Here is a 22,973-nt window from a genome sequence, read left to right as displayed (position 1 = left end):
GTCGTGCGTCGGGGCACCCGGTGCCGGTGAGGCGAAGCACCGTCCGTGTGACGAACGCTATCGGCGACCACTGACGTTGGCTCCGGGAGGTGCGTCGTCCCGTGACGGCGCCCGCGGCACCGGGGGACCGCCACGGTCCGTTCGGGCCCAGGGGCCGGGGCCCCGGGTCCGGCCCCTGGGCGGAGACGGGGTGCGGCGGGAACCGACCCGCGCACACCCTCCGCCACGCGGCACTAGCCGCGCGCCGGCGCATCGGCCGATGCTTCCCTCCGGAACCGGGGCACGGCCACGGGAGTCCGGCACCAGAGGCGTTGCCGGTTCAGCGGCGTCCGCCGCGCGGCACCTTCAGCTCCTCGAAGCGGGGCACGTCTCCGTCCTGGACCCGCTGCCAGGCCCTGCGGAACAGCTCGGCGGCCGGTTCGACCGGAACGACGACGTCCAGCGGCGTCTCCTCATCGCTGAGCAGCGCGCCGTAGAGCGGGAGTTTCCACTGCTCCAGGGGTGTACGCGGGGCCCTCAGGACCGTCCAGCCGCCCGGCAGGAACAGGGAACGGCCCGCCCGGCTGCGCCTCGCCTCCCCCACCAGCCCGCCGTGCCCTGCCAGTTCGGCTCGGGCGGCCCTGAGACGGGCCGGTCTCCACCCGGTCCAGCGCGCCGTGTTGCGGTCAGTCGGGTCGGGCATCGCCAACAGCACCAGATACAGCGTGGCGGCGTCCCGTCCCAGGCCGTACGCCCCGGCCACCTCCCCGACCAGTCCGGGCACGGACCTGCCGGGGTCCTGCGGCCACCATGTGCCGTCCTCGGCACGCCCCCCGGCCTCCGGGTCACCGGGGCCCGTGAGCAGCGCCTCGAACGAGGGGTCGAGGGCCAGCCGCAACGCCACCTCGGTGGGGAACGGCGCCTGCGTCCCGGTGCGCAGGGCGGGCAGATACGGGTCGCCCCCGGCGCCGTCCAGCAGTGCGGTGCGGATCGCGGGCGCGGGCTGGTCGTCGTGGGTGGCCAGCACGACCGCCCCGTACCGCTCCCATCCGTCGCCGGTCTCGGTGGGGGCGCCGGCCGCCGCGCGGAACCGCGGAAGGTCGATGAACCGGTCCAGGTCCAGCAGCAGCTCCGGATGGGCCAGCCGGTCCCGGACCGCGCCCAGCGCGCCGGCGAGCGCCGTGCGGATCGGGTCCCCCTCGGGCAGACGGTGCGCGAGCCAGGCGGTCAGCGCCACGGTGCTCACCAGGATGCGCGAGTCGAACCCGGTGGCCTCCGCGTCGACCTGACGCGCACGGTCACCCCGGATCTGCCACCGGAGGTCCCGGCCGAGCCGGGGTTCGGCGGCCGGGTCGAGCAGAGCGGGCAGCGCCTCGGCCGGCTCCCAGGGGACGCGCACCATGCGGACCGCGTCCCCGAGCAGCTCTTCGGGGATCGCTGCCCGCCGTCCCACGCGGGCGTTCCACACCCGCGCGGCGGCCGTGACGTCGGGGCCCTCGGCCCACAGCCGCGCGGGCTCGGCGGGCAGCAACGCCGAGACGACCGCTCGCCGGAACCCCGGGTCGAGGCGCCGGAGCATGTCCTTGGCCAGCGCGGCGTCGGCGACCTTCACCCCGATGGCGGTCCGCACCTCCTTGGAGAGGAAGGAGCGCCCGTACTCGTCGACACCGGGCAGGCCGGCCAGCACCAGCCGGGCCGTTGCCGCGGTCGCCCCGGTGAGCCGCGCGAACTCCTCGGCCGCCGCCGGGAGCCAGGGGGCCGGGCCGCGCTCGGCGAGTTCGGTGAGGAACCCGCGCACCCAGTCCGCGTCCCGTCCCGGCTCCCCGACCGGCTCCGAGGACCGCACGGTGTACGGCGCGGGCACCTCGAAGCGGCCCGACGGGTCGTGGAACAGCGCGGTGAAGTCGCAGCCGTCCTTCTCGTCGGGCGTCCCCGACCAGTTCACGACGGCGATGCAGGCGCCGCCGTCCAGCGGCAGCACGCCCGACCAGTTGCCGTCCCGCCGCTTCCCGGCGTACGGGGTGAGAAGGCTCCCGTCCACGTGGAGTCGGAAGCGGCGCCAGGCCACGGGTTCGGCGGCCGAGGAGAGACCTGCGGAGTCCAGCTCGCGCAGCAGGGTGAGCAGCGTCTCCCGGTGTTCGGGTTCGGTGGCCGGGGCGGCGGCGCGGAAGGCGACCGCCGCGCACCGGTCGGTGAACGGCAGGAGGTCCGGCCGGCCCCTGTCCGGCAGCGGCGGGCCGTCGAGATGGAGACGGACGGCGGGCCGGCCGCCGGACGCGGCGGCCGCCGGCGTGTCCTGCGCCCGGCGTGCGGCTCGTGCGACGGCCCGCACCCGCCGGAACACCCGGTCGGAGGTGCCGTCGCCGTACCGGTGGTAGGACCCGCCGACGAGTCCGGCCAGTGCCTGCTGGAGCTGGGCGTCGCTCGGTCCGGCGGGTTCGTCCTCGGACGGGGTGACGGTGAGTGCCTCGGCGAGCCGGTGGGCCACGTCGTCGAGCGCCGTCTGCTGCTTCGCGGCGTACCGGACCACTCCGGCGGCCCCGGCCACCAGCGCCTCGTGGGCGATTCCCGGAAGCAGCGCACGGACGGCGTCCTGCAGCTCCTTCCCCTCGTGGCCGGCGGCGGCGTCCAGCAGCGCCGCCGCCGTCTCCCGGCCGACCCGGCGCAGGACGGCCGAGCCCTCCGGGTCCCGGGGACGGAGACAGTGCCAGTACTCCACGGGTGGCAGGATCAGGGTGCCCGCCCCGAAGGGGCCCGGGGGGTCGTCGGTGTCGGCCGCGGCCGTGACCACGCCGTCCGGGTCGACCAGGCTCACCGCGTAGCTCCCGCGGGTGACGGCACACGGACGGTCGTGCCCGGGGAACAGCACGGCCCCGGCCGGCCTCCCGCACCCGGACGGCACGGTGACGGCGCGTCCCTCCGGATCGGTGCCGCGCTGTGAGCCGTCGGGCAACCGCACCTCGCGCCAGCCCAGCAACCCGCCCGCCGGGGCGCCGGCTCCGGCGGGCGCGGGCAGCAGCCGACCCGTGCGGAGCCTGCTGCCCTCGGGGGCGGTACGCAGCGCGTCGGCGAGGAAGCCGGGCATGCCGCGGCGCCCGTGCTCACCGGTGGCCGGGTCGTACTCGTACCAGCTGGCGCCGCTCGCCCATCCGCGTTTCACCGCGTCGTTCCCGTCCGGTCTCCACACCCAGTACGAGGTGCCGTCGCTGATCACGGGACGCTCGGCGGGCAGGGCAGTGTCCCCCCGGTGCAGCACGCCTCCGCCGGTGGCCCGGCCGCCGCCGGGCAGCGGGAGGCTGAACTCCGTGAATCCGCTGTAGTAGTTCATCCGCGTGCCGCGAGGGCTGTCCGGGCCCTCCAGCGGCTGCAGTCGGCCGGGCGAGGTGTGCCAGTACCCGCGCAGCGCGCCGTCCAGCGCCCGGGACGTCCAGTGGACGAGGAGTTCCCCGTCGACGAAGTGAAAGCCGGGGTCCCCCCGGTTGTCGCCGGCCGGTATCCGCAGGTCGTGGGTGAGGACGGTGCCTTCCGGGCCGATGACGCGGGCCTGCGTACGGCTTGCGACGATCAGATGGGGCCACGCCTCCGCGACGATCAGGTCGTCCACGTCCTCCTTCCGCACCAGGGTCGCCGCCGCCTCCTCCCAGGCGGGCCAGCTCAGTTCGTCGAGGATTCCGCCCCGCAGTGTCCGGGCGAGCAGATCGTCGACACGTCCGCGGGCGGCCGCCTGCCGCACCTCGTCCGGAGCGAGGGCCAGCGCCTCGCCGGGAAGCCAGGACAGCCGCGCGAGAGCCGCAGGGAGCCTCGGCAGGCCCGCCGCCGTCGAACGCCCGGCGACCTCGCGCACCCAGTCGGTCAGCATCGGCCGCCCGCCCGGCGAGGCGGCCAGCAGCCGCACGGTGCGCCGGTCGGCCGCGTTGCCGGAGCAGGAGTCGGCGCTCCGGCGGAAGGGCGGCCGGAACCGGGGGTCGGCCGCCAGGGCGAGCAGATCCCGCTGCCCCTCTCCCAGCGCCCACTGGTTCAGGCGCAGTGCCCTGCCTCCCGGGTCGGCCACCGGTACGTCCAGCGACAGCAGCAGGTCCAGAAGGTCCACCTCGTCGGTGTACGACAACGGGGTTCCCCGCTCGGCGAGTTCCCGCCGCAGCCGGGGAGCCATCCGCTCCACCAGCGCGTACAGCTCCGGCATCCGGTCGGGCTGGTCCCACCGATGGCGCCGGAAGTCCAGGAACCGCTCCAGCCATCCGGCGCTGCCGTCGGCGGGGCGCGCCTCGGCGGGCACGTCGTCGTCGCACAGCCCGGCGGTGGCTCCGGACTCCTCCAGCATCTCCAGCCACAGGGCGGACAGTCCGTCGTCGTCACTGTGCGGCACGCTGTTCAGCAGCATGCCGCGCACCCGGGCGTCCCGCCGGGCGAGCGCCACCAGGGCGGCCCGGTGCGCCTTCCACCATCCGTGCGCCGCCCGCAGGGTGCCGGCCAGCCCCAGCAGCTGCGCCACGTACTCCTGTTCGGCCTCGCCTGCCCGCTGTCCGGGCGCCGCCTTCGCCAGCCGGCGCACATCCGCCGCCATCTGCGCCGACGGCGGCAGGCCGCCGGAGGTGCGGCGCACGCACAGCCGGACGTAGCGCCGCAGCGCCTCTTCGCCGGGGACCCGGGCCGCCAGGTCCTTCGCATAGCCGGACAACGACTTCACCGGCAGCGCGCCGGCGAGCGCGAACTCCAGGAACACCGCGTCCAGCCGTTCCTCGTCCACCGCAAGCCCGTGCTCGGCCTCGGCCTTGCGGGCGGCGGTGAACATGCGGCCCGCGAAGCCCGTGTTGTCCACGCCGAGGAAGATCCGCCCGGCCTGCTCGTAGAACGTGGGCAGGAAGTGCGGAACGGACCCGGCCAACCGGTCGGCCAGTTTCCGGCAGGCGTCCAGCGCGGCTTTCGGCTTGGTCTTCGCACGCTGCGCGGCGCGTTCCAGCTCCGGGACGAGGTCCAGCGCGCGGTGTCCGTCCTGCGGATGGTGCACCAGCACCCACTCCGGAAAGCCCAGCGCCTGCCGCGCGCCCAGGCCGACGACCTCCGGCTGCCGGTACGGCTGCATCCCGAGGAATCCGGCGGCCAGGTCCTCGGCCGCTCCCAGGGGCCCGGGGACCAGCCGCACCACCGTGCGGTCGGCGAGCCCCGGATGCCGGTAGGCACGGGCGGTGAGCTCCACCGCCCGAGCCCCGGCGCCCTCGGTGCCGGGCGGCAGCACGGCACCCGCGGCCAGCAACTCCTCCGGGTCAAGGGCCGCTCGGGCGGTGGTGGCCGCCTGCGTCGTGGAGTGGTTGCTCATGCGTTCCCGCCTTCCTCGATGATCCGGCCGGCGTACAGTGCCGCGGCCATCCGCATGCCCTCCGACCAGGCCACGGGTCCCACCTCACGCAGCCGCAGGGTCCGGCCGTCGCCGTCGCTCCAGCTGAGCGCGCCGGTCTCGGTCTCGTCGTCCCAGTACGGCTCCCCGATCCACACCTCCGCTTCGGCGGCCCGCCCACCGTCCCGTACCGGGCAGGTGGCGTAGCCGCCGGAGACGCGGTAGCCGAGGGAGGCGGCTCGTGCGGCCAGGCCGAACCGTGAGGGGTACGCCCCTCCGGCGTACTCCCGGACCTCGGTGCGCAATTCGGCGAGGTCGTCGGGCTTGGTCCACGTCGCCCGGTGGATCTGCTCGACCTTCTGCACCACACCCAGCTCGGAGGCGAACTCCCGCAGGTCGTCGAGGTCGGGCAGCAGCACGGGGTGCGGCAGCAGCACGGTCGGCGGCGCCATCCGCACGGTCTCGCCGTCCAGGTTCACCACCCGCAGCTCACCGGAGTCGGTGACGTCCCGCAGGAAACCCGGCTCGTCCGGGTCCTCTCCCACGACCACCAGGTCGCGCAGTGCCGACTGCCACGCCTCGTCGGGCCACACCCGCGCCAGCAGTCCGGTCGGCACCGGCAGCGACGACACCATCCAGTTGTCCACCTGGACCAGGCAGCCGGCGGAGTGGCGGTCCAGCCACTCCGCCAACCGCCGCAGCCGGTCCACCTCCGGGTGGCCCTTCAGCGCCCTGGGCAGCGACTTCAACTGCCGCCCCGCGGACCGCCCCGAAGTGGGCCGTGCCGCCACCCGGCCTCCCACCAGGGCGACTTCATAGCCCTCACCCGCTGCCAGCCAACCCACCGCAGTCCCCACCCTTCATGGCCCTTCATGGCCCTTCATGGCCCTTGACGGCCCTTCATGGCCCTCACGTACGTACGCAGTGCGTGCCGCGCACAGGCACACGTGCGTCCGGAGTTCCGGCATTGCCGTTTCCGATGCACCGACGCTATCGGCCACCCCTGACAACCGCCCGTGGGGTCGGCCCGCCGGACTCTCCCGGCCGAGGCGCTCGGCACCGAACCCGGTCGCCCCGGCGGGGAACTCCACCACCGCCGGCGAGAAGCAGCACCGGACCGAGTCGTTCCGACGGCACGCTCCGCCGGGAGAGCAGAACGGGCACCGCGAGTGTCGACGAGGGTGGTCAGGGGGAATCCGGTGTCCGGCAGTGAATCAGGCGTCAGAACACCCCGGGAGGCCGGGGGTCGACACGGCCCGCACACCCCGGACGACCACGCGTCGGACCGGGCCGTCCGGCCGCTGCGGGCGAGCACCCGGGGCGCGCGCCGTCAGGACGTGAGGACTGTCGGCGTCACCGCCGGGCTGACGGCTCCGGCAGGGTCACGCGCGTCGGCCGGTCCACGGTCAGCGCTCGCCCACGAAGTCGAGATCGTCCTTTCGCTCCCCGACGGAGATCTCCGCCGGCTGTGGCCTGCGCCAGGTGGGCAGCACGGGATGGGCCACGGACCGCCACCAGCGGTCCGTCGGCAGCTTCCCGGCGGGCTCGAACGGCTCGCCGGGCTGCGGCAGCGCGACGGCCTGCCCCGCCTCCTCGGCGACGTCCTTCATCCACTCCCCCGGCTCCGCCCAGGCGTGCGGCGCGAGGTTGAAGGTGCCCCAGTGGATCGGGAGGAGCACACCGCCCGGTTCGCCGCCCTGGAGATCGAGATGGGCGCGCAGGCCCTCCTCGGGCGTCATGTGGATGTCCGGCCAGAAGTCGCTGTACGCGCCCACCTGGATCATCGTGGCGTCGAACGGTCCGTGGCCGGCACCGATGTCCTTGAAACCCTCGAAGTAGCCGGTGTCACCGCTGTGGAAGATCCGGTGCTCCTCACCGGCGACGGCCCAGGACGCCCACAGGGTGTGCTGGGTGTTGCGCAGGCCCCGGCCGCAGAAGTGGCGGGCCGGTGTGGCGGTCAGGGTGAGCCCGCCGACCCGGGTCGCCTCGTGCCAGTCCAGCTCGCGCAGGCGCGTGGCGGACACACCCCAGTGTTCGAGGTGAGCGCCGACACCGAGCGGCACGGCGAACACGGTGTCCGTGCCGGCCAGCGACTTGATCGTGGGCAGGTCGAGGTGGTCGTAGTGGTCGTGGGAGATGACCACGACGTCGACCGGACCGAGCGCGGCCAGCGGCAGCGGCGCCGGGTGCAGCCGCTTGGGACCGATGAACGGGAACGGGGAGCAGCGCTCGCCCCACACCGGGTCGAACAGCACGCGGCGCCCGTCGATCTCCGCCAGCACGCTGGAGTGGCCCATCCAGGTCACCCGCAGCCCCGTGGCAGCCGGGCGGGCCAGGTCGGCGAGGGTGGTCGCGTGGACGGGTACGGTGCCCTGCGGGGCGCGGCCCACCCGGGCGTCCTTGTCGAAGTAGACCCGGGCGAAGTCCATCGCCGAGCCGGACGGGCGGGTGCGTGCGACGCCGCCCGGGTTCTGGAACACACCGTCCTTGAAGTGCGGTGACCGGCGGATACGGGCCATGCGCTCGCCACCGGGGTCCGCGCCGAAGGCAGCGGGCCGAAGCGCGCCGAACCCAGAGCCGGGGAGACGGAAACCGGTCACGGCACCTCCAGAGGAAGTAGGGGCCTTCCATTATGGTCGGCGCCTGCGACAAAGCAGGAACAGGAGGTCCACCGCGGGAAGCGCGGGACGGATGCGGAACGCGAAGGTCCACAGGTGCCGGAGCGCACCGGGGCCGACGGCAGCAGCCCGCGGGCCGCCGCGCACGCGAACGCCGCCGCCCGCCTGCCCGTGATCACCGTGCGGTTCGGCCGCTACCGGTGGGCCCTCCCCCTGGGCCCGTGAGCGGCGCGGTCGCGGCACGACCTTGCTTTTGCGCGCCACGTGGCCGATAACTCTGTCATCGGCCCGCATCCGGGCGCGGGCCCGGCCCGCGAGGGACCGCGGGTGCCGAGCACCACCCGGGGAGCACCGCGGGCGGTGGTCCCCGGACGACGGCAGGGGAAGTGATGTCACAGCGCAGTGACCTCAGGCGACGCAGAACGACGCTGGAGAGCGAGTGGACCCGGTGGGTTCCCCGGCTGAAGGAGGCCCGTCTCGCGCCCGGCGGCGCGGCGCTGCGGCCCGAGGTGACGGAGTCCTGGCTGCGCTCCCTCAGCAGCGTGGACCCGGAACGCGACTGCGCGCCGGACGCCGACGGCGACCCGGTCGCGCGCCGCTGGGCCGCCTCCCCGCTGCGGCGGCCCGTCGACGAGCTGGCCGGGGAACTGCACAGCATCGCCGCCGACGCCGGGTTCGTCACCGGCGTCACCGACGAGTCCGGCACCCTGCTGTGGACGTGCGGCGGGCGCCGCATGAGGCAACGCGCCGAGCAGGTCAACTTCGCCCCCGGGGGCCGCTGGGACGAGGTCGCCATGGGCACCAACGCGCTCTCCCTCGCCCTGCGCACCGGTCGCCCCAGCACCGTCTTCTCCGCCGAGCACCTGGTGTCGGTCCTGCACGGCTGGGTGTGCTACTGCGCGCCTGTGCACGCCCCGGACGGCCGCGTCCTGGGCGTTCTGGACCTGTCCACCACCTGGGACCGCTCGCATCCGCTGGCCATGTCGACCGTGCGCTCGCTGGTCACCGCGATCGAGAGCAGGCTCGCCGCCGAGGCCCGCGTGCCGGGCACGGCACCGGCCGGCCCGGCCACACCGGTGCGGTTGAGCTGCCTCGGCGTGGAGCGCGCCGAGCGCGGCGGCACACTGCTGCCGGTGCGCCCGCGTCAGCTGGAGATCCTGGCCCTGCTCGCCCTGGAGCCGGACGGGTTCACCCCCGAGCAACTGCGCGCCGCCCTCTACGGCGACCGGCCGGTGACCACGTCGACGTTCAAGGCGGAGGTCTCCCACCTGCGCCGTGCCCTCGGCGGCGGCATCACCCCTCGACGCTACGCCCTGACCACCGCCGTGGCCTGCGACGCGGTGGAGGTGCTGCGGGCTCTGGAGCGCGGCGACACCGCCACGGCGCTGCACCACTACCGCGGCCCGCTGCTGCCCCGCTCCGAGGCGCCCGGCGTCGTGGAGTGGCGGGCCCGGATCGAGGTCGCGGTCCGGGAGGCCGTGCTGGCGTCCCGCTCCCCGGAGCACGCCCTGCGCTACGGGGACCGCGCCCCGTACGACGCCGAGGTGCACGAGCACGCGCTGCGGCTGCTCGCCCCGGACGACACGCGCCGCTCGATCGCCGCCGGCCGGCTCAGCACCGCGCTGGTCGACTGACGGCGGCGGGCAGGGCGCGCCAACCTCCCGCCAACCTCGCGGGGCCACAGTGGGCCACGACGCGGTGGCAGTCGGCCGCCGCAGTGCACTCACCGTCCTCCGAGGAGAGCCGCCATGGTGTACGCGCAGCCCGGAACAGAAGGCAGCATCGTCGATTTCGCCCGCCGCTACGACAACTTCATCGGTGGCGAGTGGGTCGCACCCGTCGACGGCCTGTACTTCGAGAACCCGTCGCCGGTGACCGGCCGGACCTTCACCGAGGTGGCCCGCTCCACGGCGGCCGACGTGGAACTCGCCCTGGACGCAGCCCATCTGGCCGCGGAGAAGTGGGGCCGCACCCCCGCCGCGGAACGCGCGGCCGTGCTGCTCCGCGTCGCGGACCGGATCGAGGAGCACCTGGAGAAGGTCGCGGTCGCGGAGAGCTGGGAGAACGGCAAGCCGGTGCGCGAGACGCTGGCCGCCGACATCCCCCTGGCCATCGACCACTTCCGCTACTTCGCGGGCGTGGTGCGCGCCCAGGAGGGCAGCATCGCGCAGATCGACCCGGACACGGTCGCCTACCACTTCCCCGAGCCGCTGGGCGTCGTCGGCCAGATCATCCCGTGGAACTTCCCGGTCCTGATGGCCGCCTGGAAGCTGGCTCCGGCCCTCGCCGCCGGCAACTGCGTCGTCATCAAGCCCGCCGAGCAGACCCCGGCCAGCCTGCTGTACGTCATCGACCTGATCGCCGACCTGCTCCCGCCCGGTGTCGTCAACGTGGTCAACGGCTTCGGCCTGGAGGCCGGCAAACCGCTCGCCTCCAGCCCCCGCGTCGCCAAGGTCGCCTTCACCGGCGAGACCTCGACCGGCCGCCTGATCATGCAGTACGCCAGCGAGAACATCGTCCCGGTGACGCTGGAGCTGGGCGGCAAGAGCCCGAACATCTTCCTGCCGGACGTCATGGCCGCCGACGACGACTTCCTGGACAAGGCCGTCGAGGGCTTCGTGATGTTCGCCCTCAACCAGGGCGAGGTGTGCACCTGCCCGTCCCGCGCGCTGATCCACTCGGCCGTCTACGACGATTTCATGGCCCGCTGCGTCGAGCGGACCCGCGCCATCGTCTGCGGCGACCCCCTGGACCCGGCCACCATGATCGGCGCTCAGGCCAGCACCGACCAGTACGAGAAGATCCTCTCCTACATCGACATCGGCAGGAAGGAAGGTGCCGAGGTCCTCACCGGCGGCGGACGGCGCACGGTACCGGGTCTGGAGGGCGGCTACTACATCGAGCCGACGATCTTCCGCGGCAGCAACGACATGCGGATCTTCCAGGAGGAGATCTTCGGCCCGGTGGTGTCGGTGACGACGTTCGACTCGGTCGACGAGGCCCTGAAGATCGCCAACGACTCCCAGTACGGCCTCGGCGCGGGCGTGTGGACCCGGGACGGCAACACCGCCTACCGCCTCGGCCGGGAGATCAAGGCCGGCCGCGTGTGGACCAACTGCTACCACGCCTACCCGGCCCACGCGGCCTTCGGCGGCTACAAGAAGTCCGGCATCGGCCGCGAGAACCACAAGATGATGCTCGACCACTACCAGCAGACGAAGAACGTTCTTTGCTCCTACAGCCCCAAGAAACTTGGGTTCTTCTAGAGCATAAATTCGGTTGCCTGGAGGCATCGTTGCGCTCCAGGCAACCCGAAATACCGGTTGCAATCTGTGATCAACTGGAACCTTCGCGCTACTGTCTGACACCCAAGGGAGTCTCTCCCGGACCAGCCGTGGACCAACCTGCGCCGAACGACATCACCCCACAAGCCGCCCGTTCATGAGCGCCGCGAGTCCATGAGAACGCCTCCTGGCACCGCATCAGATCGAATGGCGGGCGTGCGTCCCATCACTCGCGCACCGACTGTCGCATTGACTCGCAGCGGGTGACGTGCTTCTTCTGTGTGATCACGGGCGGGGGCCTCGCGTATCGCTGCGGCTGCGCCGCAGTCCCACGCCACCGGACGTCGTGCGGGGCTGCTCCTCGCGGTCACGGACGTCACTTTCGACTTCCCGGGACCGGCTCGAGCCGGCGAGAGAAGCTGCCTCGGGGCGCTCTCGGCCCGCTTGCTCCTGAGCGCCGACGGCACCCGCGTCTCGACCGCTTCGAGTGGACCAGTGCCGAGGCCCACCGAGAGGTGGCGAATGCCGGAAAACACGACAGGGTGCACGAGATCTTCTCCGGCACCGCGCGAAGGGTTCGGCCACGAAAGACGGTGCCGCTTTCACCCCTGCCTGTTCCGGACGCCGGCGTGATCCGATCGTGCCGAGTCACCCGCTGCGGGTATCCCGCTCCGTCGGGAAAGGGAGATCGCACAGGCAATGGACCACCCCGTCCCGCTCTCCGGGTACCGTCAGGGTATGAGTCATCCGCACCCCGAACTGAAAGCCGCCCCGCCCCTTCCCGAAGGAGGGCTGCGGGTCATCGCCCTGGGCGGCCTGGGTGAGATCGGCCGCAACATGACCGTCTTCGAGCACGCGGGCAAGCTGCTCATCGTCGACTGCGGCGTGCTGTTCCCCGAGGAGACCCAGCCCGGCGTGGACGTGATCCTGCCGGACTTCACCTCGATCCGGGACCGCCTGGACGACATCGTGGCCGTGGTCCTCACCCACGGCCACGAGGACCACATCGGCGGCGTGCCGTACCTGCTGCGCGAGCGGTCCGACATTCCCGTCGTCGGCTCCAAGCTGACGCTGGCGTTCCTGGAGGCCAAGCTCAAGGAACACGGCATCCGGCCGCGCACGGTGCGGGTACGAGAGGGCGACCGGCGTGGCTTCGGGCCCTTCGACTGCGAGTTCGTGGCGGTCAACCACTCCATCCCCGACAGCCTCGCCGTCGCTATCCGCACCCGCGCCGGGATGGTGCTGCACACCGGCGACTTCAAGATGGACCAGTTCCCTCTCGACGACCGCATCACCGATCTGCGCGCCTTCGCCCGCCTCGGCGAGGAGGGCGTGGACCTGTTCCTCACCGACTCCACCAACGCCGAAGTACCTGGCTTCACCACCTCCGAGCGTGAGCTGAATCCGGCGATCGAGCAGGTGATGCGCACCGCGCCGCGCCGGGTCATCGTCTCCAGCTTCGCCAGCCACGTGCACCGCATCCAGCAGGTCCTGGACGCCGCCCACCAGCACGGCCGCAAGGTCGCCTTCGTCGGCCGGTCGATGGTCCGCAACATGGGCATCGCCCGTGACCTGGGCTTTCTGAAGGTCCCCTCCGGTCTGGTCGTGAGCACGAAGGAGCTGGAGAAGCTCCCGGACCACAAGATCACTCTGGTGTGCACCGGCTCCCAGGGCGAACCGATGGCCGCGCTGTCACGGATGGCCAACCGCGACCACGTGATCCGCATCGGTAAGGGCGACACCGTCCTGCTCGCCAGCTCCCTCATCCCCGGCAACGAGAACGCCATCTACCGGGTGATCAACGGACTCACCCGGTGGGGCGCCCACGTGGTCCACAAGGGCAACGCCAAGGTGCACGTCTCCGGGCACGCCAGCGCCGGCGAACTCGTCTACTGCTACAACATCGTCAAACCCCGCAACGTCATGCCTGTGCACGGCGAATGGCGCCACCTGCGGGCCAACGCCGACCTCGCCATCCGCACCGGTGTCGACCCCGACCGGGTCGTCATCGCCGAGGACGGCGTCGTCGTCGACCTTGTCGACGGGCGCGCGTCCATCACCGGCAAGGTCCCCGCCGGCAACGTCTACGTGGACGGCATGGAAGTCGGCGGCGCCACCGAAGCGTCCCTCAAGGACCGCCTCACCCTCGCCGCCGAAGGCGTGGTCACGGTGGTGGCGATCGTCGACGCAGACACCGGCGCCCTCGCCGAGGCCCCCGACTTCCTGGCCCGGGGCTTCGTCCACGACGACACCACCTTCGAGCCGGTCATCCCCGTCATCGAGAAGACCCTGGCCACCGCGGCCGAGGAAGGTGTCGGGGACGCGCGCCAACTCGAACAACTCCTCGCCCGCGCCGTCGCGAACTGGGCGTTCCGCACCCACCGCCGCAAGCCCCTCATCATCCCTGTCATCATCGACGCCTGAACCACAGCCCGGCAGCACGGTCCCGGTTCCGGCCGCGGCCTCGCCGGCATCGACGCCGGGCACGGGAGTAAGCAGCCACCCCAGCAGGCCGGGGTGGCAACGCACTCCGCATGATGAGTCATCGGAAGGGTGTCGGCCTGCGCGAGCCGTGGAAAAGAGCAGACCAGCGCCACTTTCTCGGCTCGCCGCGCAGCGTGCGGGCGCACAGAGCCTCGAACGAGCGTCACGGCCGAGCGGCCCGCGCCTACTGCTCAGGAAGGAATCGGCTGTGACAGCCGGCTCGCGGCTGGGATCGCCCCCACCCACTCCAGACACAGGCTCGATTACCGCGCGCACCACTTCTGCAGCCGCCATAAGGGATTCACGCCCTCCGGCGATCGAGTCACAGCGACGTCGAGAATTCGCAGAGTGCACGCGGCATCGCGCCGACCTCCGAGCTCAGGGAAACAGATGTCGGTGACGGCGCGCCACTGCGGGATAGCGGCAAGGCCCGTGGGGAAGCGGATCATCTTCGGGTAGGTGCGCAGTGTTTCGGGGGCGTACTCGCGCCCGTAGCCGCTGTGCTTGGTGCCTCCGAAGGGGGCGCCGGGGATGCTGCGGAAGCAGTTGTTGGGCGAACACCATCCCGGCCTCCAGCCGCCTGGCCGCCCGGAACGCGGTCGCGCTGTCGCGGCTGTAGACCCCGGCCGGCAGTCCGTAGTCCGATCCGTTGGCGATCTCGACGGCCTCGTTCTCTGAGGAGAACGCGGTGACTGTGACCACCGGGCCGAAGATTTCCTCGGTCGCCATGCGCATGTTGCGGGTTTTCGGCCACCTGAGCGGGAGAGGCTGATGGACGAGCTCAACGCTCTGGGAGTGCCGGAGGCAAGGAAGTAGCCGGGGGAGGCCGCTGGCGCAAGCGATCACCCCGCCAGGGCAGAGACGACGGCACACACGGAGCGCGCGGCGTCCAGCGGCTCCTGTATGCCGACCACCAGGCAGGCGAAGCCGATGCCCCGCCAACCGGCACACCGCGTCATTCCGAAGGAATGCGAAACTCGAATTCGGGACGGTCCCACGGCACGGCGGGCGGGTTCGCGAACGCGGTCCCGGTCCGCACCGCACCAACGCGGTGGTAGAAGTCCTCTGCGGGAAGATGCGACACGACCTTGAGACGGTCGAGCCCGGCGGCACGGGCCTCGGACTGCATGTGCTCCACGAGCAGCCGTCCAATACCCCGTCCTTGCACTTCGTCGGCGACGAACAGCAGGTCGAGCTCCGGTGGAGCGAGGACGAGCGAGTAGAACCCGAGGACCCGGCCTCCATGCTCGTCGGCGCCGACGGCCACGAAGGCGCGGTGTTCCTCGATGTAATCAGGGCCGACCCGGTAGCCCGCGACTGCGGCTGCGTACTTACCCTCGTAGGCACCTGAGCCACGCACGAGCCGCGTGAGCCGTTTGGCATCCCGCGCGACGGCCCTCCGTATCGTGATCGGCTGGCTGATCGGAAAAGGGCGTGAACTCACCGGGAGAGTATTTCGCACCGGGGAATGCCTTCGTACAGCGGGTCGGCTGCTCGGGCAGGCCTTCCTGCACCGCTCCCGGGAACCGCTCGCCCAGGCCCCGATCGGCCACGTCACTGCCGCCGAATCGGCCGCCCGCAAGCAGCCGCTGGACGCCCGAACCGATGCGGAGGAGCTGGAGAACGGTGTGGTCGACGGCTGCTCTCCCTGGGCCTGCCGTGGCGAAGCCGAGCCGGTACAGGAGAATTCCGAGCCGGCCTCATGAGGCGGATCATCCTCGACCTGTTCGCCGGTCCCAGCGGCTGGAGCCACGCCCTCACCGTCCCCGGGGCCCGGGACATCGGCCTGGAGTGAGACAGCTGGGCCTGCAAGACCCGGGCTCGAGTCGTTCGGTTGACGATCCGGACCGATGTCGCCCGCTATACCGTATGGATCTTCTCCGGTCGGATTCCCGGGCTGACCGCCTCCCCGCAGTGCCAGGCATGGTCGATGGCGGGCAAGCGTCTTGGCCTGGTCGACCAGCCGCTCGTCCGCCAGGCAGCCGCGCTCGTCACGGCCGCGGCCACGATCAGCAGGGTGATCACGCGGGGCGTGCGCGAGGGTTCGGCCAGGGTGCACCGGAGAGGTTCGTCGACGCGGCCGGGATCGGCGGGAGGCTCGACCGGGACAGGCAGTGCGACGCGCGGCCGGTCAGGGGTGGCGAGAGCGAGTGTGTTGTTCGGGTTCGGGTCCGGCCCGAGCGAGCCCAGGAGTTCCTCGGGCGCGGGACGGCCGGCCGGGTCCTTGGAGAGGCAGGCGGCGACCAGCGACCGCAACTCCCCCCGGCAGCGCGGAGAGATCCGCGGGCTCGTGCAGCGACCGGTACATAAGCCCCATGGGCGTGCCGATGCCGAACGCGCTGCCTCCGGCCGCCGCGACGAGTACGGCCCCGAGTGCGAACACATCGGCGGCACAGCCGACTTCGTCGCCTTGCGCCTGCTCGGGCGCGAGGTGTCCGGGAGTGCCGAAGACCGCCCCGGCGGCCGTCAGCCGGGTGGACTCCACGGCCCGCGCGATGCCGAGATCGAGGACGCGTGGGCCGTCGTCGGCCATGATGATGTCGCCCGGCTTCAGATTCCGGTGTGCGAGCCCGCAGGCGTGGGCGGTTTGGAGCGCCTCGCCCAGTGCTGCCCCGAGAGAGGGCGCCTCCGCGTCGGGATCGTCGTCTACGACCGTAGCCGTGTGGAAACCGCCGACTCTGCGGGCGGCCTCGACCTCTGCGCGGAACCGTTCACGGAAGTGCGGGTCGGCCGCCGGTTCGGAGCGGGCCACCTTGCCCGGTGACGACCCGACCGCCCCGTCACCGGGCAAGGTAGACCATTCCCATGCCGCTCGCGCCCAGTTCTCGCTCGACGGTGCAGACGCCGATCCGCCGTGGCAGGTCCGCTCCGTTCTCCATCGCCTGCACGCCTCCCTCTGCGCACGGCCACCCGTACGTGACGCCGTCCGATGCCCCCGGCCGATCTCCGGTCCCGCGTATCCGTCCAGCAGTGTGGACGAAGACACCGCCCGGCAGTCCGGGAAGCCGGTCTCAGCCGCCGCGCCGCACCCGGGCCGCCTTGCGGGCCTCCGCGAGCTTGCGGGCCTCGCTGCTCCTGCGGGACGACGACCTGCCACCGGAACCGCTCTTCGCGTCCTTGGTGCTGCCCAGGCCGCCGAACGGAACGTTGTGGTTCTTGGGGCGCGGTACGGCCGGCCCGTCGTCGAGAGGCTTTCCGGAGGGGGCCTTGGCGCCGGTGATCCGGCTCAGCTCCGCCTCGCCGGACCGCACTTTGGTGACCTTGGGGGCGACGTCGGCATCCGCCATGACCTGGCTCGTCTCGCGGCGCTGCCCCGACAGGACGAGTGTCACGACGGTGCCGGAGCGGCCGGCCCGGGCCGTGCGGCCCGCGCGGTGCAGGTAATCCTTCGGGTCGGTGGCCGGGTCGACGTTGACCACGAGGTCGAGGTCGTCGACGTGCAGGCCGCGTGCGGCGACGTTCGTCGCTACCAGCGCGGTGATCTGCCCGTTCTTGAACTGGGCCAGGGTCCGGGTGCGCTGCGGCTGGGACTTCCCGCTGTGCAGGGCGGCGGCGGCCACGCCGCTGGCCCGCAGATGCCGCGTGAGCTGGTCGACGCCGTGCCTGGTGTCCAGGAACAGCAGGACGCGGCCGTCCCGAGCGGCGATCTCCGTGGTCACGGCGTACCGGTCCGGGCCGTGCACGACGAAGACGTGGTGCTCGATCGCGGAGACGGCGCTGGACGAAGGATCCACCGAGTGGACGGCGGGGTCGCGCAGGTAGCGCTGCACCAGCCGGTCGACGTCGCCGTCGCCGTCGCCGTCGCCGTCGCCGTCGCCGTCGAGGGTGGCGGAGAACAGCATCCGCTGCCCGTCGGGACGTACCTGGTCCAGGATCCCGGTGACCTGCGGCAGGAACCCCATGTCACACATCCGGTCGGCCTCGTCCAGGACCGCGATGCGCACCCGTCCCAGTCGGCAGCCCTTGCGCTCGATGAGGTCGTGCAGCCGACCGGGCGTGGCGACGACGATCTCGGCGCCATCCCGCAGCACGGCGGCCTGCCGTCCGATGGACACGCCGCCCACCACGGTCGCGAGCCGCAGCCGCAGCGCCTCGGCGTACGGGGCCAGCGCCTCACCGACCTGCTGCGCCAGCTCCCTGGTGGGCACCAGAACGAGCGCCAGCGGCTCTTTCGGCTGCGCGCGCTGCCCGGCCGTCCGGGCGAGCATCCCCAGGCCGAAGGCGAGCGTCTTGCCGGATCCTGTGCGGCCCCGACCCAGGACGTCCCGTCCCGCGAGCGTGTTCGGCAGCGCCGCCGCCTGGATAGGAAAGGGCACAGTCACACCCTGCTCATCGAGCGCCCGCAGAACCTCGGCCGGCAACCCCAGCTGGGCGAAGGACGCCGCCATGGGCACTGCCGAAGTAGCGCCCGACGCCTCGGACACATCGTCCTGCCGCCGGGCATCGGCACGTGTTGATTCGCTCACAGAGAGTCTTCCTCCGAAGGGACCGTACCGAGGAAGGCGCGGCAGGGACGCGGCCGCCGACCGGAGACACCCAACGGAGCACCGACACAGCGACACAGCAAAAGCGCAACGCTAGCACGGGGCACGCCGTCCGGGCCTCCCGTGCCGCGCCGCTCAGCCGAGGAACGACAGCCGGACCTGCCTGTGCGGAGCCATGTGGCGCCACAGGGACACTCCCAGCATCGACGCCCAGCGGCCCCCGCCACCAAGATCCGGACCAGGAGCGGACCAACTTCGCTTCTCCTCCGGCGATTTCACGCATTTCCTCAGGTCAGTGGCGGATTGGGCCATGTACCGCCAGCAGGGCGAGCATCCCGGCCTTGTCGGCTTCCCAGCGATCGACCGGACGGGTGCTCAGGATCCGGTGGACGCGCCGGTTGGCGACGGCCAGCCAGGCGGCAAGCCGGCGGTTGAAGTCGTCCGGGCCCGAGAAGTGCCGGCCGGGCAGGAAGCTGGAGGTCAGATAGCCGTTGGCCCGTTCCACCAGCCCCTTGGCCTCCGGATCCCGTGGCCGACACAGATGGATCTTCGTCGCGAGAAGCCCGGCGAAGGCGGCGAACTCAGAGGTCAGCTTGCCGCGGCCGACGCCGGCCTCGTTGTCCCAGACCAGCATCCTGGGGACGGCGCCCCAGGCGGACAGCAGCCGCCAGTGCCCGTCGATCAGGTCCCCGGTGGTCTTCGACGGCAGCATCCTCGCGGTGATCACTCGCGAGTAGCCCGAGACGAGTACCAGCACCGGTGGCCTGCCGGTCTGCCCATAGCCGAGGGGCACGTCCACGTCAGGGAACCACAGGTCGCACTGGGCCAGCTCGCCCGGCTGATATGTCGTCCGTGAGACCGGGTCGGCCGGCAAGTACGCCGGTCTGAGCTCGCGCACTCGTTCCTTGAGGATCGTCATCCCGCGCTGCCAGCCGATCCTCTCCGCGATCACCGTGGCGGGCATCGTCGGCGTCTCGCGAAGAAGCTCGCGGATCTGCACCTCGACCGCGTCCACGACCGAGCCCTTCGCTGCCCGCTCGTACTTCGGAGGCCGGTCCGTGGCCAGCGCCCGCTTCACCGTGTTCTTCGAGATCCCCAGGTGCCTCGCGATCGCCCGGATCGGCATCTGCTCGGCCCGGTGCAGCCTGCGGATCTCCGCCCAGTCCTCCACACAGATCACCTCTTCCCTCCTGACCTTGATCACCAAGGCCATGGTCAGAGGAAGATCACCAAGCGGGTCACTTTTGATCCGCCGTCAGAGGGTCAGGGTTCGGCCGTCGTCGAGAACCGGCCGGGGTGCGGGGGGGTGGAGCGAGGCTGGACCGAACGCGCCAGCCGTAGCCCTCACGTCGACGCGGGCACGTGAGCGATCGATGCCCGCACGTCACCACGACGGATAGAAATCCCTGACCTTGTCGTCCAGAGTCCTGCTGTTGTTTCCGTCCTCCAGAATCAGTCGCCCAGGAGCGCCTCCCACGGCTTCGTCCCTGACCTGCGCACTGCCGCCGACCTTCACTGTGCGTCCCGCCGCCCCTTTCTCCTTGACCCAGGTGTTACCGCTCGCCGGCAGACGGTAGGAGAGCGGAGGGGTATCGATGTTGCGCTCGCAGGATTGGGGACCGCCCAGCGCCGACCCCCAGTTCTCGAAGACCGCGTGGGCTGTTCCATCACTGTCGAACCACGCGGCACTCTCCTTGAGGCCGAACTGTGGCCGCGTCGCGGCCGCCGTGGTCTTCCCGGTCGTCAGATCAATGACCCGTATCTGGTGGGAGACGGTGCAGGCACTGAATGTCCCGCCGCCGAAGTGGCCCAGCCAGAACATCGCACGCTTGCCGTCTGGACTCACAGAGAGGAAACCCGGGAACTCGCGGACGAGGTCGTAGGTCTGCCCGGCCAAGCGTCGGGCTCCAAGATTCGGCGTGATCTCGTACAGGCCGACAATCCCAACGGAGATACCGGAGGCATCAGGGGGTCTTGAGTCCTCCGTCACGGTCGCGTAAGTGGCCAGGGTTCCGTCGTCACGACGGATACTGAAAGGCTGGGTGTTGGGTGCGGAGTCCTGCGCCAGCCCCGGAGGAATGCCCTGGATGTCCACCTGAGTGGGCGCGCCGCCGTCGGCGGGATAAACGGTCAGGTCCTGCCCTGACGAGACCAGCCGTTCTCCGAGGAAAGCGATCTCGCAGAACTCGCACGTCCATGCGTGCTTCGCGCCGCTGGTGAGGTCCAGCATGCCGACTCTCGCCGAGGCGTTCGGGTCTCGGGATATTTCGGTCCAGGCGACTTGACCCCGGTCGGCCGACCAGATCACAGTTCCGGGCCGGCTGTTCCCGTCGCTCATCGAGAGCGTAAGGGCCGGTTTGCCGGGATCTCGGAGGATCTTGATCTGGCTGTCCGTGGTCCAAGCCAGAGGGCGGAAGGTCTCCTGTGAGGGCATGTGGACCTGTTGGGCTTCCGGCGCGTCCGGGATGGTGAGTTCTCTGAGGATGGCGGTCAGGTCTTCCGCACTGTCCGCGAACCGCGGTTCGGGGGCCTTGCCGGCCGCGGCGATTCGCCCCAGCGTCTCCCGCTGCGCGTCGGGCACCCCAAAGCCCACGAACCGGAAATCCAGACTCAGCCCGGCCTCCGCCACACGACCACGGACCTCCTCAGCCACCGCAGCGGGATCACCAGAGCAGGCATCAACCCCACTACCGGTTACAACGACGATGCGATTGCGCTCACTCCCCCGAAACGGAAAACGGCCGGAGAAGTCGTCGATGGCCGCCAGGATCCCACTCCGCAGCGTCGCCTTCCCGGCAGGCTCCAGTTCACGCAACGCCTGCCTGATCCTCTCGCCCCGACCAGTACCGCTACCCACCAACTCCGCCGTGTTCCCCGGGTCGCCGCACGCCCCGCCGAAACGCCGCAGGGACAGCGCATCCCCGTCCCCGGCGTTCTGTGCCGCAGCCCCGACCGAATCCCTGATCGCGCCGAATCCCCCAGCAGCCTCCGAAGTCGTAGTGGCCGAGGCATCCACCAGGAGCGCCGTACGATAATCCGGAATAGCCCGCATCACCAAGAACACCACCGCCCCGGCCACCACCGCCACCACGGCGACCAGCGCAATGACCAGACGCAACCGACGGCCTCCGGACCGGGCCCCGGACCGCTCGACATCAACCCCGGTCACGACCGCGCCCCCGGGCCCTTCGCCCGTAGCCCCGCCAACGCCTCATTCATCGCCCCCACCTGAATGTTGTAGTTCTGCGCAGCCTTCTTGAAGGCCTCGTGCCCGGGTTGCAGGGGCGCTTCGGACTGTGCGGCCGCCCGGAGTCGGTCCGCGGCGGTGAGTACGCGTTCCTGCTGGTCCCGCAGTTCGGTCGCCCGGTCGTGGATGTCGCGCCCGTCGGGGCTGTTGGTCCGGCCCTCGAGGTCCTCGAACTCAGTTCCGGTGTTGGCCTTTCTGGCCCGCGCAAGGTTGCTCTCCGCCACGTCCAGGCGGCCGTCGTTGATCGCCTGAACCCCGATGTCGATGTGCTTCACCGCAAGATTGAGCGTATCGACGATCTTCGTGGCGTTCCGCAACACGGGTTCGATGTTGGTGGACCACTCCAGGGCGTCATCCAGTTCCGGCGGGGTGTCGGCGAACACCGGATCGGTCTTCGCCGAGCCGGTGCTGGCGATCCGTTTCAGGCTGTCGCGCTGGCCCTCCGGAACCTGGTAGCCGATGAGCCGGAACTGGATCTTCAGCCCCGCCGCCCGTACGCGGTCCCGGATCTCCTGCTGGACGAAGGCGGTGTCCTGGTCACAGGCGTCCTGGCCATGCCGGGTGACGACGATGATGCGGTTGACCTGCTTCGCCCGCTGGTCCGCTCCGAGAGCGAAGTCCTCGGAGAAGTCCTCCACAGCCTGGACGATGCCTCGGAGCAGGGTGGCTGCGCCTCCCGCGGAGACACCCGCAGCGGCCTCCACGATCTCCTGCCGGTTGTCGGTGCCGAAGCCGACCAGTCGGGTGGTGTTGTCCTCCACGCCGCACCTGCCGCCGAAGCTCCGTAACGCCAGGGCGTCACGGGTTCCCGAGTTCCCCACCACTTTCCCGACCGAGGCCGTGATGTCCTTCGGATCGGCCGAGGCCGTGGTGTCGATGAGCAGTTGAGTCTTGTACGTCGGCGCCGACAGCGGCAGTACCCACTTCACAACCGCCCAGCCGCCGCCGGCGATCAGCGCCAGCACGACAAGCCCCAGCAGCGCGTTGCGGATACTGCGGGGCATGGTGACGCTGATGATCCGCTGGTCACGGCCGGCCTGGTACACCCGGCCGCGCCTCGACGCAGTGGCCTCCATCTGGGGCCCGCTGTTCTCCGGCGCACCGGCGTCGCCGGGCGCTCCGCCGTCCCCGGGTGCGCCCCCGGGCTCTCGGGTGTCGGGGCTCATGCGTCGTTGACGGTCTGGTCGCGGCCGGCCTGGTACACCCGGCTCTTTCCGGATGCCCTGGCCTTCATCCGCACACGGACGGCACCACCGCTCGTCCGCTCCCCCTCCCGCGAGTCGACCCGGTGGTCGGCGTCCGGGTCACGGCCGGCCGCGGCAGCCCCGAACACCGCCATGGCCAGTCCGGCAGTACCCACCACCGCGCCGATCCACCCCAGGGTGTCGTCCAGCCGAAATCCCGTCCGACCCCAGTACCACGTCATACCCACGACGGTCGCCAACGCGACCGCGCCCCCGGACCAAATCAACACACGCCCTGTCATACTGCCATCATTGAACACACCACATGATCACTACATGCGATCACCCGAACACGGTG

General features: G+C 71.5%; 15 protein-coding genes and 2 pseudogenes. 6 read left to right on the top strand and 11 right to left on the bottom strand.

Annotated elements, in window-relative coordinates:
* Positions 1 to 319: 319 nt before the first annotated feature.
* The 3 genes from I3F54_RS22510 to I3F54_RS22500 all read right to left on the bottom strand — a co-directional run bounded on the left by I3F54_RS22510 (position 320) and on the right by I3F54_RS22500 (position 7,914).
* Entirely contained in the window at positions 320 to 5,296 is a 4,977-nt protein-coding gene (locus tag I3F54_RS22510) for a DNA-binding protein (RefSeq protein WP_240120655.1), read from the bottom strand.
* Entirely contained in the window at positions 5,293 to 6,159 is an 867-nt protein-coding gene (locus tag I3F54_RS22505; RefSeq protein ID WP_240120654.1) for a DUF4132 domain-containing protein, read from the bottom strand. Before I3F54_RS22505 ends, I3F54_RS22510 begins: the two co-directional genes overlap by 4 nt.
* 561 nt (positions 6,160 to 6,720) lie before the next feature.
* Entirely contained in the window at positions 6,721 to 7,914 is a 1,194-nt protein-coding gene (locus I3F54_RS22500; protein WP_240120653.1) for an MBL fold metallo-hydrolase, read from the bottom strand.
* A gap of 114 nt (positions 7,915 to 8,028) precedes the next feature.
* Here I3F54_RS22500 and I3F54_RS32155 point away from each other — a divergent pair, with 114 nt between their 5' ends.
* From I3F54_RS32155 to I3F54_RS22485, 4 genes are all read left to right on the top strand, one after another.
* On the top strand, positions 8,029 to 8,157 hold the full coding sequence (locus I3F54_RS32155; protein WP_275676649.1) for a hypothetical protein: 129 nt from the start codon (positions 8,029 to 8,031) through the stop codon (positions 8,155 to 8,157).
* A 164-nt stretch (positions 8,158 to 8,321) separates the two neighbouring features.
* Positions 8,322 to 9,566 (top strand): transcriptional regulator, encoded by a 1,245-nt coding sequence (locus I3F54_RS22495; protein ID WP_240120652.1) that lies wholly within the window; start codon positions 8,322 to 8,324, stop codon positions 9,564 to 9,566.
* A gap of 114 nt (positions 9,567 to 9,680) precedes the next feature.
* On the top strand, positions 9,681 to 11,198 hold the full coding sequence (adh, locus tag I3F54_RS22490) for an aldehyde dehydrogenase (RefSeq protein ID WP_240120651.1): 1,518 nt from the start codon (positions 9,681 to 9,683) through the stop codon (positions 11,196 to 11,198).
* Positions 11,199 to 11,954: 756 nt separating this feature from the next.
* Positions 11,955 to 13,640, top strand: a complete 1,686-nt coding sequence (locus tag I3F54_RS22485; protein ID WP_240120650.1) for a ribonuclease J — start codon at positions 11,955 to 11,957, stop codon at positions 13,638 to 13,640.
* Positions 13,641 to 14,078: 438 nt separating this feature from the next.
* Here I3F54_RS22485 and I3F54_RS32555 read toward each other — a convergent pair whose 3' ends face one another.
* Positions 14,079 to 14,435: an aldehyde dehydrogenase family protein gene (locus I3F54_RS32555; protein ID WP_374205949.1), complete on the bottom strand. Its 357-nt coding sequence runs from the start codon at positions 14,433 to 14,435 to the stop codon at positions 14,079 to 14,081.
* Positions 14,436 to 14,655: 220 nt separating this feature from the next.
* Positions 14,656 to 15,144: a GNAT family N-acetyltransferase gene (locus tag I3F54_RS22480; RefSeq protein ID WP_240120649.1), complete on the bottom strand. Its 489-nt coding sequence runs from the start codon at positions 15,142 to 15,144 to the stop codon at positions 14,656 to 14,658.
* Here I3F54_RS22480 and I3F54_RS32405 point away from each other — a divergent pair.
* Entirely contained in the window at positions 15,107 to 15,406 is a 300-nt protein-coding gene (locus I3F54_RS32405) for a hypothetical protein (RefSeq protein WP_240120648.1), read from the top strand. The two genes, I3F54_RS22480 and I3F54_RS32405, sit on opposite strands and share 38 nt — an antisense overlap.
* Positions 15,403 to 15,687 (top strand): annotated as a pseudogene (locus I3F54_RS22470) (DNA cytosine methyltransferase); the annotation flags it as partial. The gene I3F54_RS32405 and the pseudogene I3F54_RS22470, both read left to right, overlap by 4 nt.
* 144 nt (positions 15,688 to 15,831) lie before the next feature.
* On the opposite strand, the gene I3F54_RS22465 reads toward I3F54_RS22470, so the two are convergent.
* The 6 genes and pseudogenes from I3F54_RS22465 to I3F54_RS22440 all read right to left on the bottom strand — a co-directional run bounded on the left by I3F54_RS22465 (position 15,832) and on the right by I3F54_RS22440 (position 22,857).
* Complete coding sequence (locus tag I3F54_RS22465) at positions 15,832 to 16,452, bottom strand: hypothetical protein (protein ID WP_240120665.1); 621 nt, start codon at positions 16,450 to 16,452, stop codon at positions 15,832 to 15,834.
* 259 nt (positions 16,453 to 16,711) lie between these two features.
* Complete coding sequence (locus I3F54_RS22460; RefSeq protein ID WP_275676638.1) at positions 16,712 to 18,088, bottom strand: DEAD/DEAH box helicase; 1,377 nt, start codon at positions 18,086 to 18,088, stop codon at positions 16,712 to 16,714.
* A 418-nt stretch (positions 18,089 to 18,506) separates the two neighbouring features.
* A pseudogene (gene istA, locus I3F54_RS22455) lies at positions 18,507 to 19,364 on the bottom strand (IS21 family transposase); the annotation flags it as partial.
* A gap of 204 nt (positions 19,365 to 19,568) precedes the next feature.
* The gene (locus tag I3F54_RS22450; RefSeq protein WP_240120646.1) at positions 19,569 to 21,302 is read right to left on the bottom strand and encodes a hypothetical protein; all 1,734 of its coding nucleotides are present in this window, start codon (positions 21,300 to 21,302) and stop codon (positions 19,569 to 19,571) included.
* Positions 21,303 to 21,349: 47 nt separating this feature from the next.
* Positions 21,350 to 22,597: a hypothetical protein gene (locus I3F54_RS22445; protein ID WP_240120645.1), complete on the bottom strand. Its 1,248-nt coding sequence runs from the start codon at positions 22,595 to 22,597 to the stop codon at positions 21,350 to 21,352.
* Positions 22,594 to 22,857 (bottom strand): hypothetical protein, encoded by a 264-nt coding sequence (locus I3F54_RS22440; RefSeq protein WP_240120644.1) that lies wholly within the window; start codon positions 22,855 to 22,857, stop codon positions 22,594 to 22,596. Before I3F54_RS22440 ends, I3F54_RS22445 begins: the two co-directional genes overlap by 4 nt.
* Positions 22,858 to 22,973 lie beyond the last annotated feature (116 nt).

Source organism: Streptomyces sp. MUM 2J (genome assembly GCF_022414535.1).
GTDB lineage: Bacteria > Actinomycetota > Actinomycetes > Streptomycetales > Streptomycetaceae > Streptomyces.
The sequence above is the reverse complement of the archived record's forward strand: the minus strand, read 5'-3'. Positions and strand labels throughout refer to the sequence as shown.

Bases quoted from the DNA above. Each gene is read 5' to 3' on its own strand.
- I3F54_RS22510 (WP_240120655.1), bottom strand. From the start codon at position 5,296: ATGAGCAACCACTCCACGACGCAGGCGGCCACCACCGCCCGAGCGGCC.
- I3F54_RS22495 (WP_240120652.1), top strand. From the start codon at position 8,322: ATGTCACAGCGCAGTGACCTCAGGCGACGCAGAACGACGCTGGAGAGC.
- adh (WP_240120651.1), top strand. From the start codon at position 9,681: ATGGTGTACGCGCAGCCCGGAACAGAAGGCAGCATCGTCGATTTCGCC.
- I3F54_RS22485 (WP_240120650.1), top strand. From the start codon at position 11,955: ATGAGTCATCCGCACCCCGAACTGAAAGCCGCCCCGCCCCTTCCCGAA.
- I3F54_RS32555 (WP_374205949.1), bottom strand. From the start codon at position 14,435: ATGCGCATGGCGACCGAGGAAATCTTCGGCCCGGTGGTCACAGTCACC.
- I3F54_RS22460 (WP_275676638.1), bottom strand. From the start codon at position 18,088: ATGGCGGCGTCCTTCGCCCAGCTGGGGTTGCCGGCCGAGGTTCTGCGG.
- I3F54_RS22445 (WP_240120645.1), bottom strand. From the start codon at position 22,597: ATGAGCCCCGACACCCGAGAGCCCGGGGGCGCACCCGGGGACGGCGGA.
- I3F54_RS22440 (WP_240120644.1), bottom strand. From the start codon at position 22,857: ATGACGTGGTACTGGGGTCGGACGGGATTTCGGCTGGACGACACCCTG.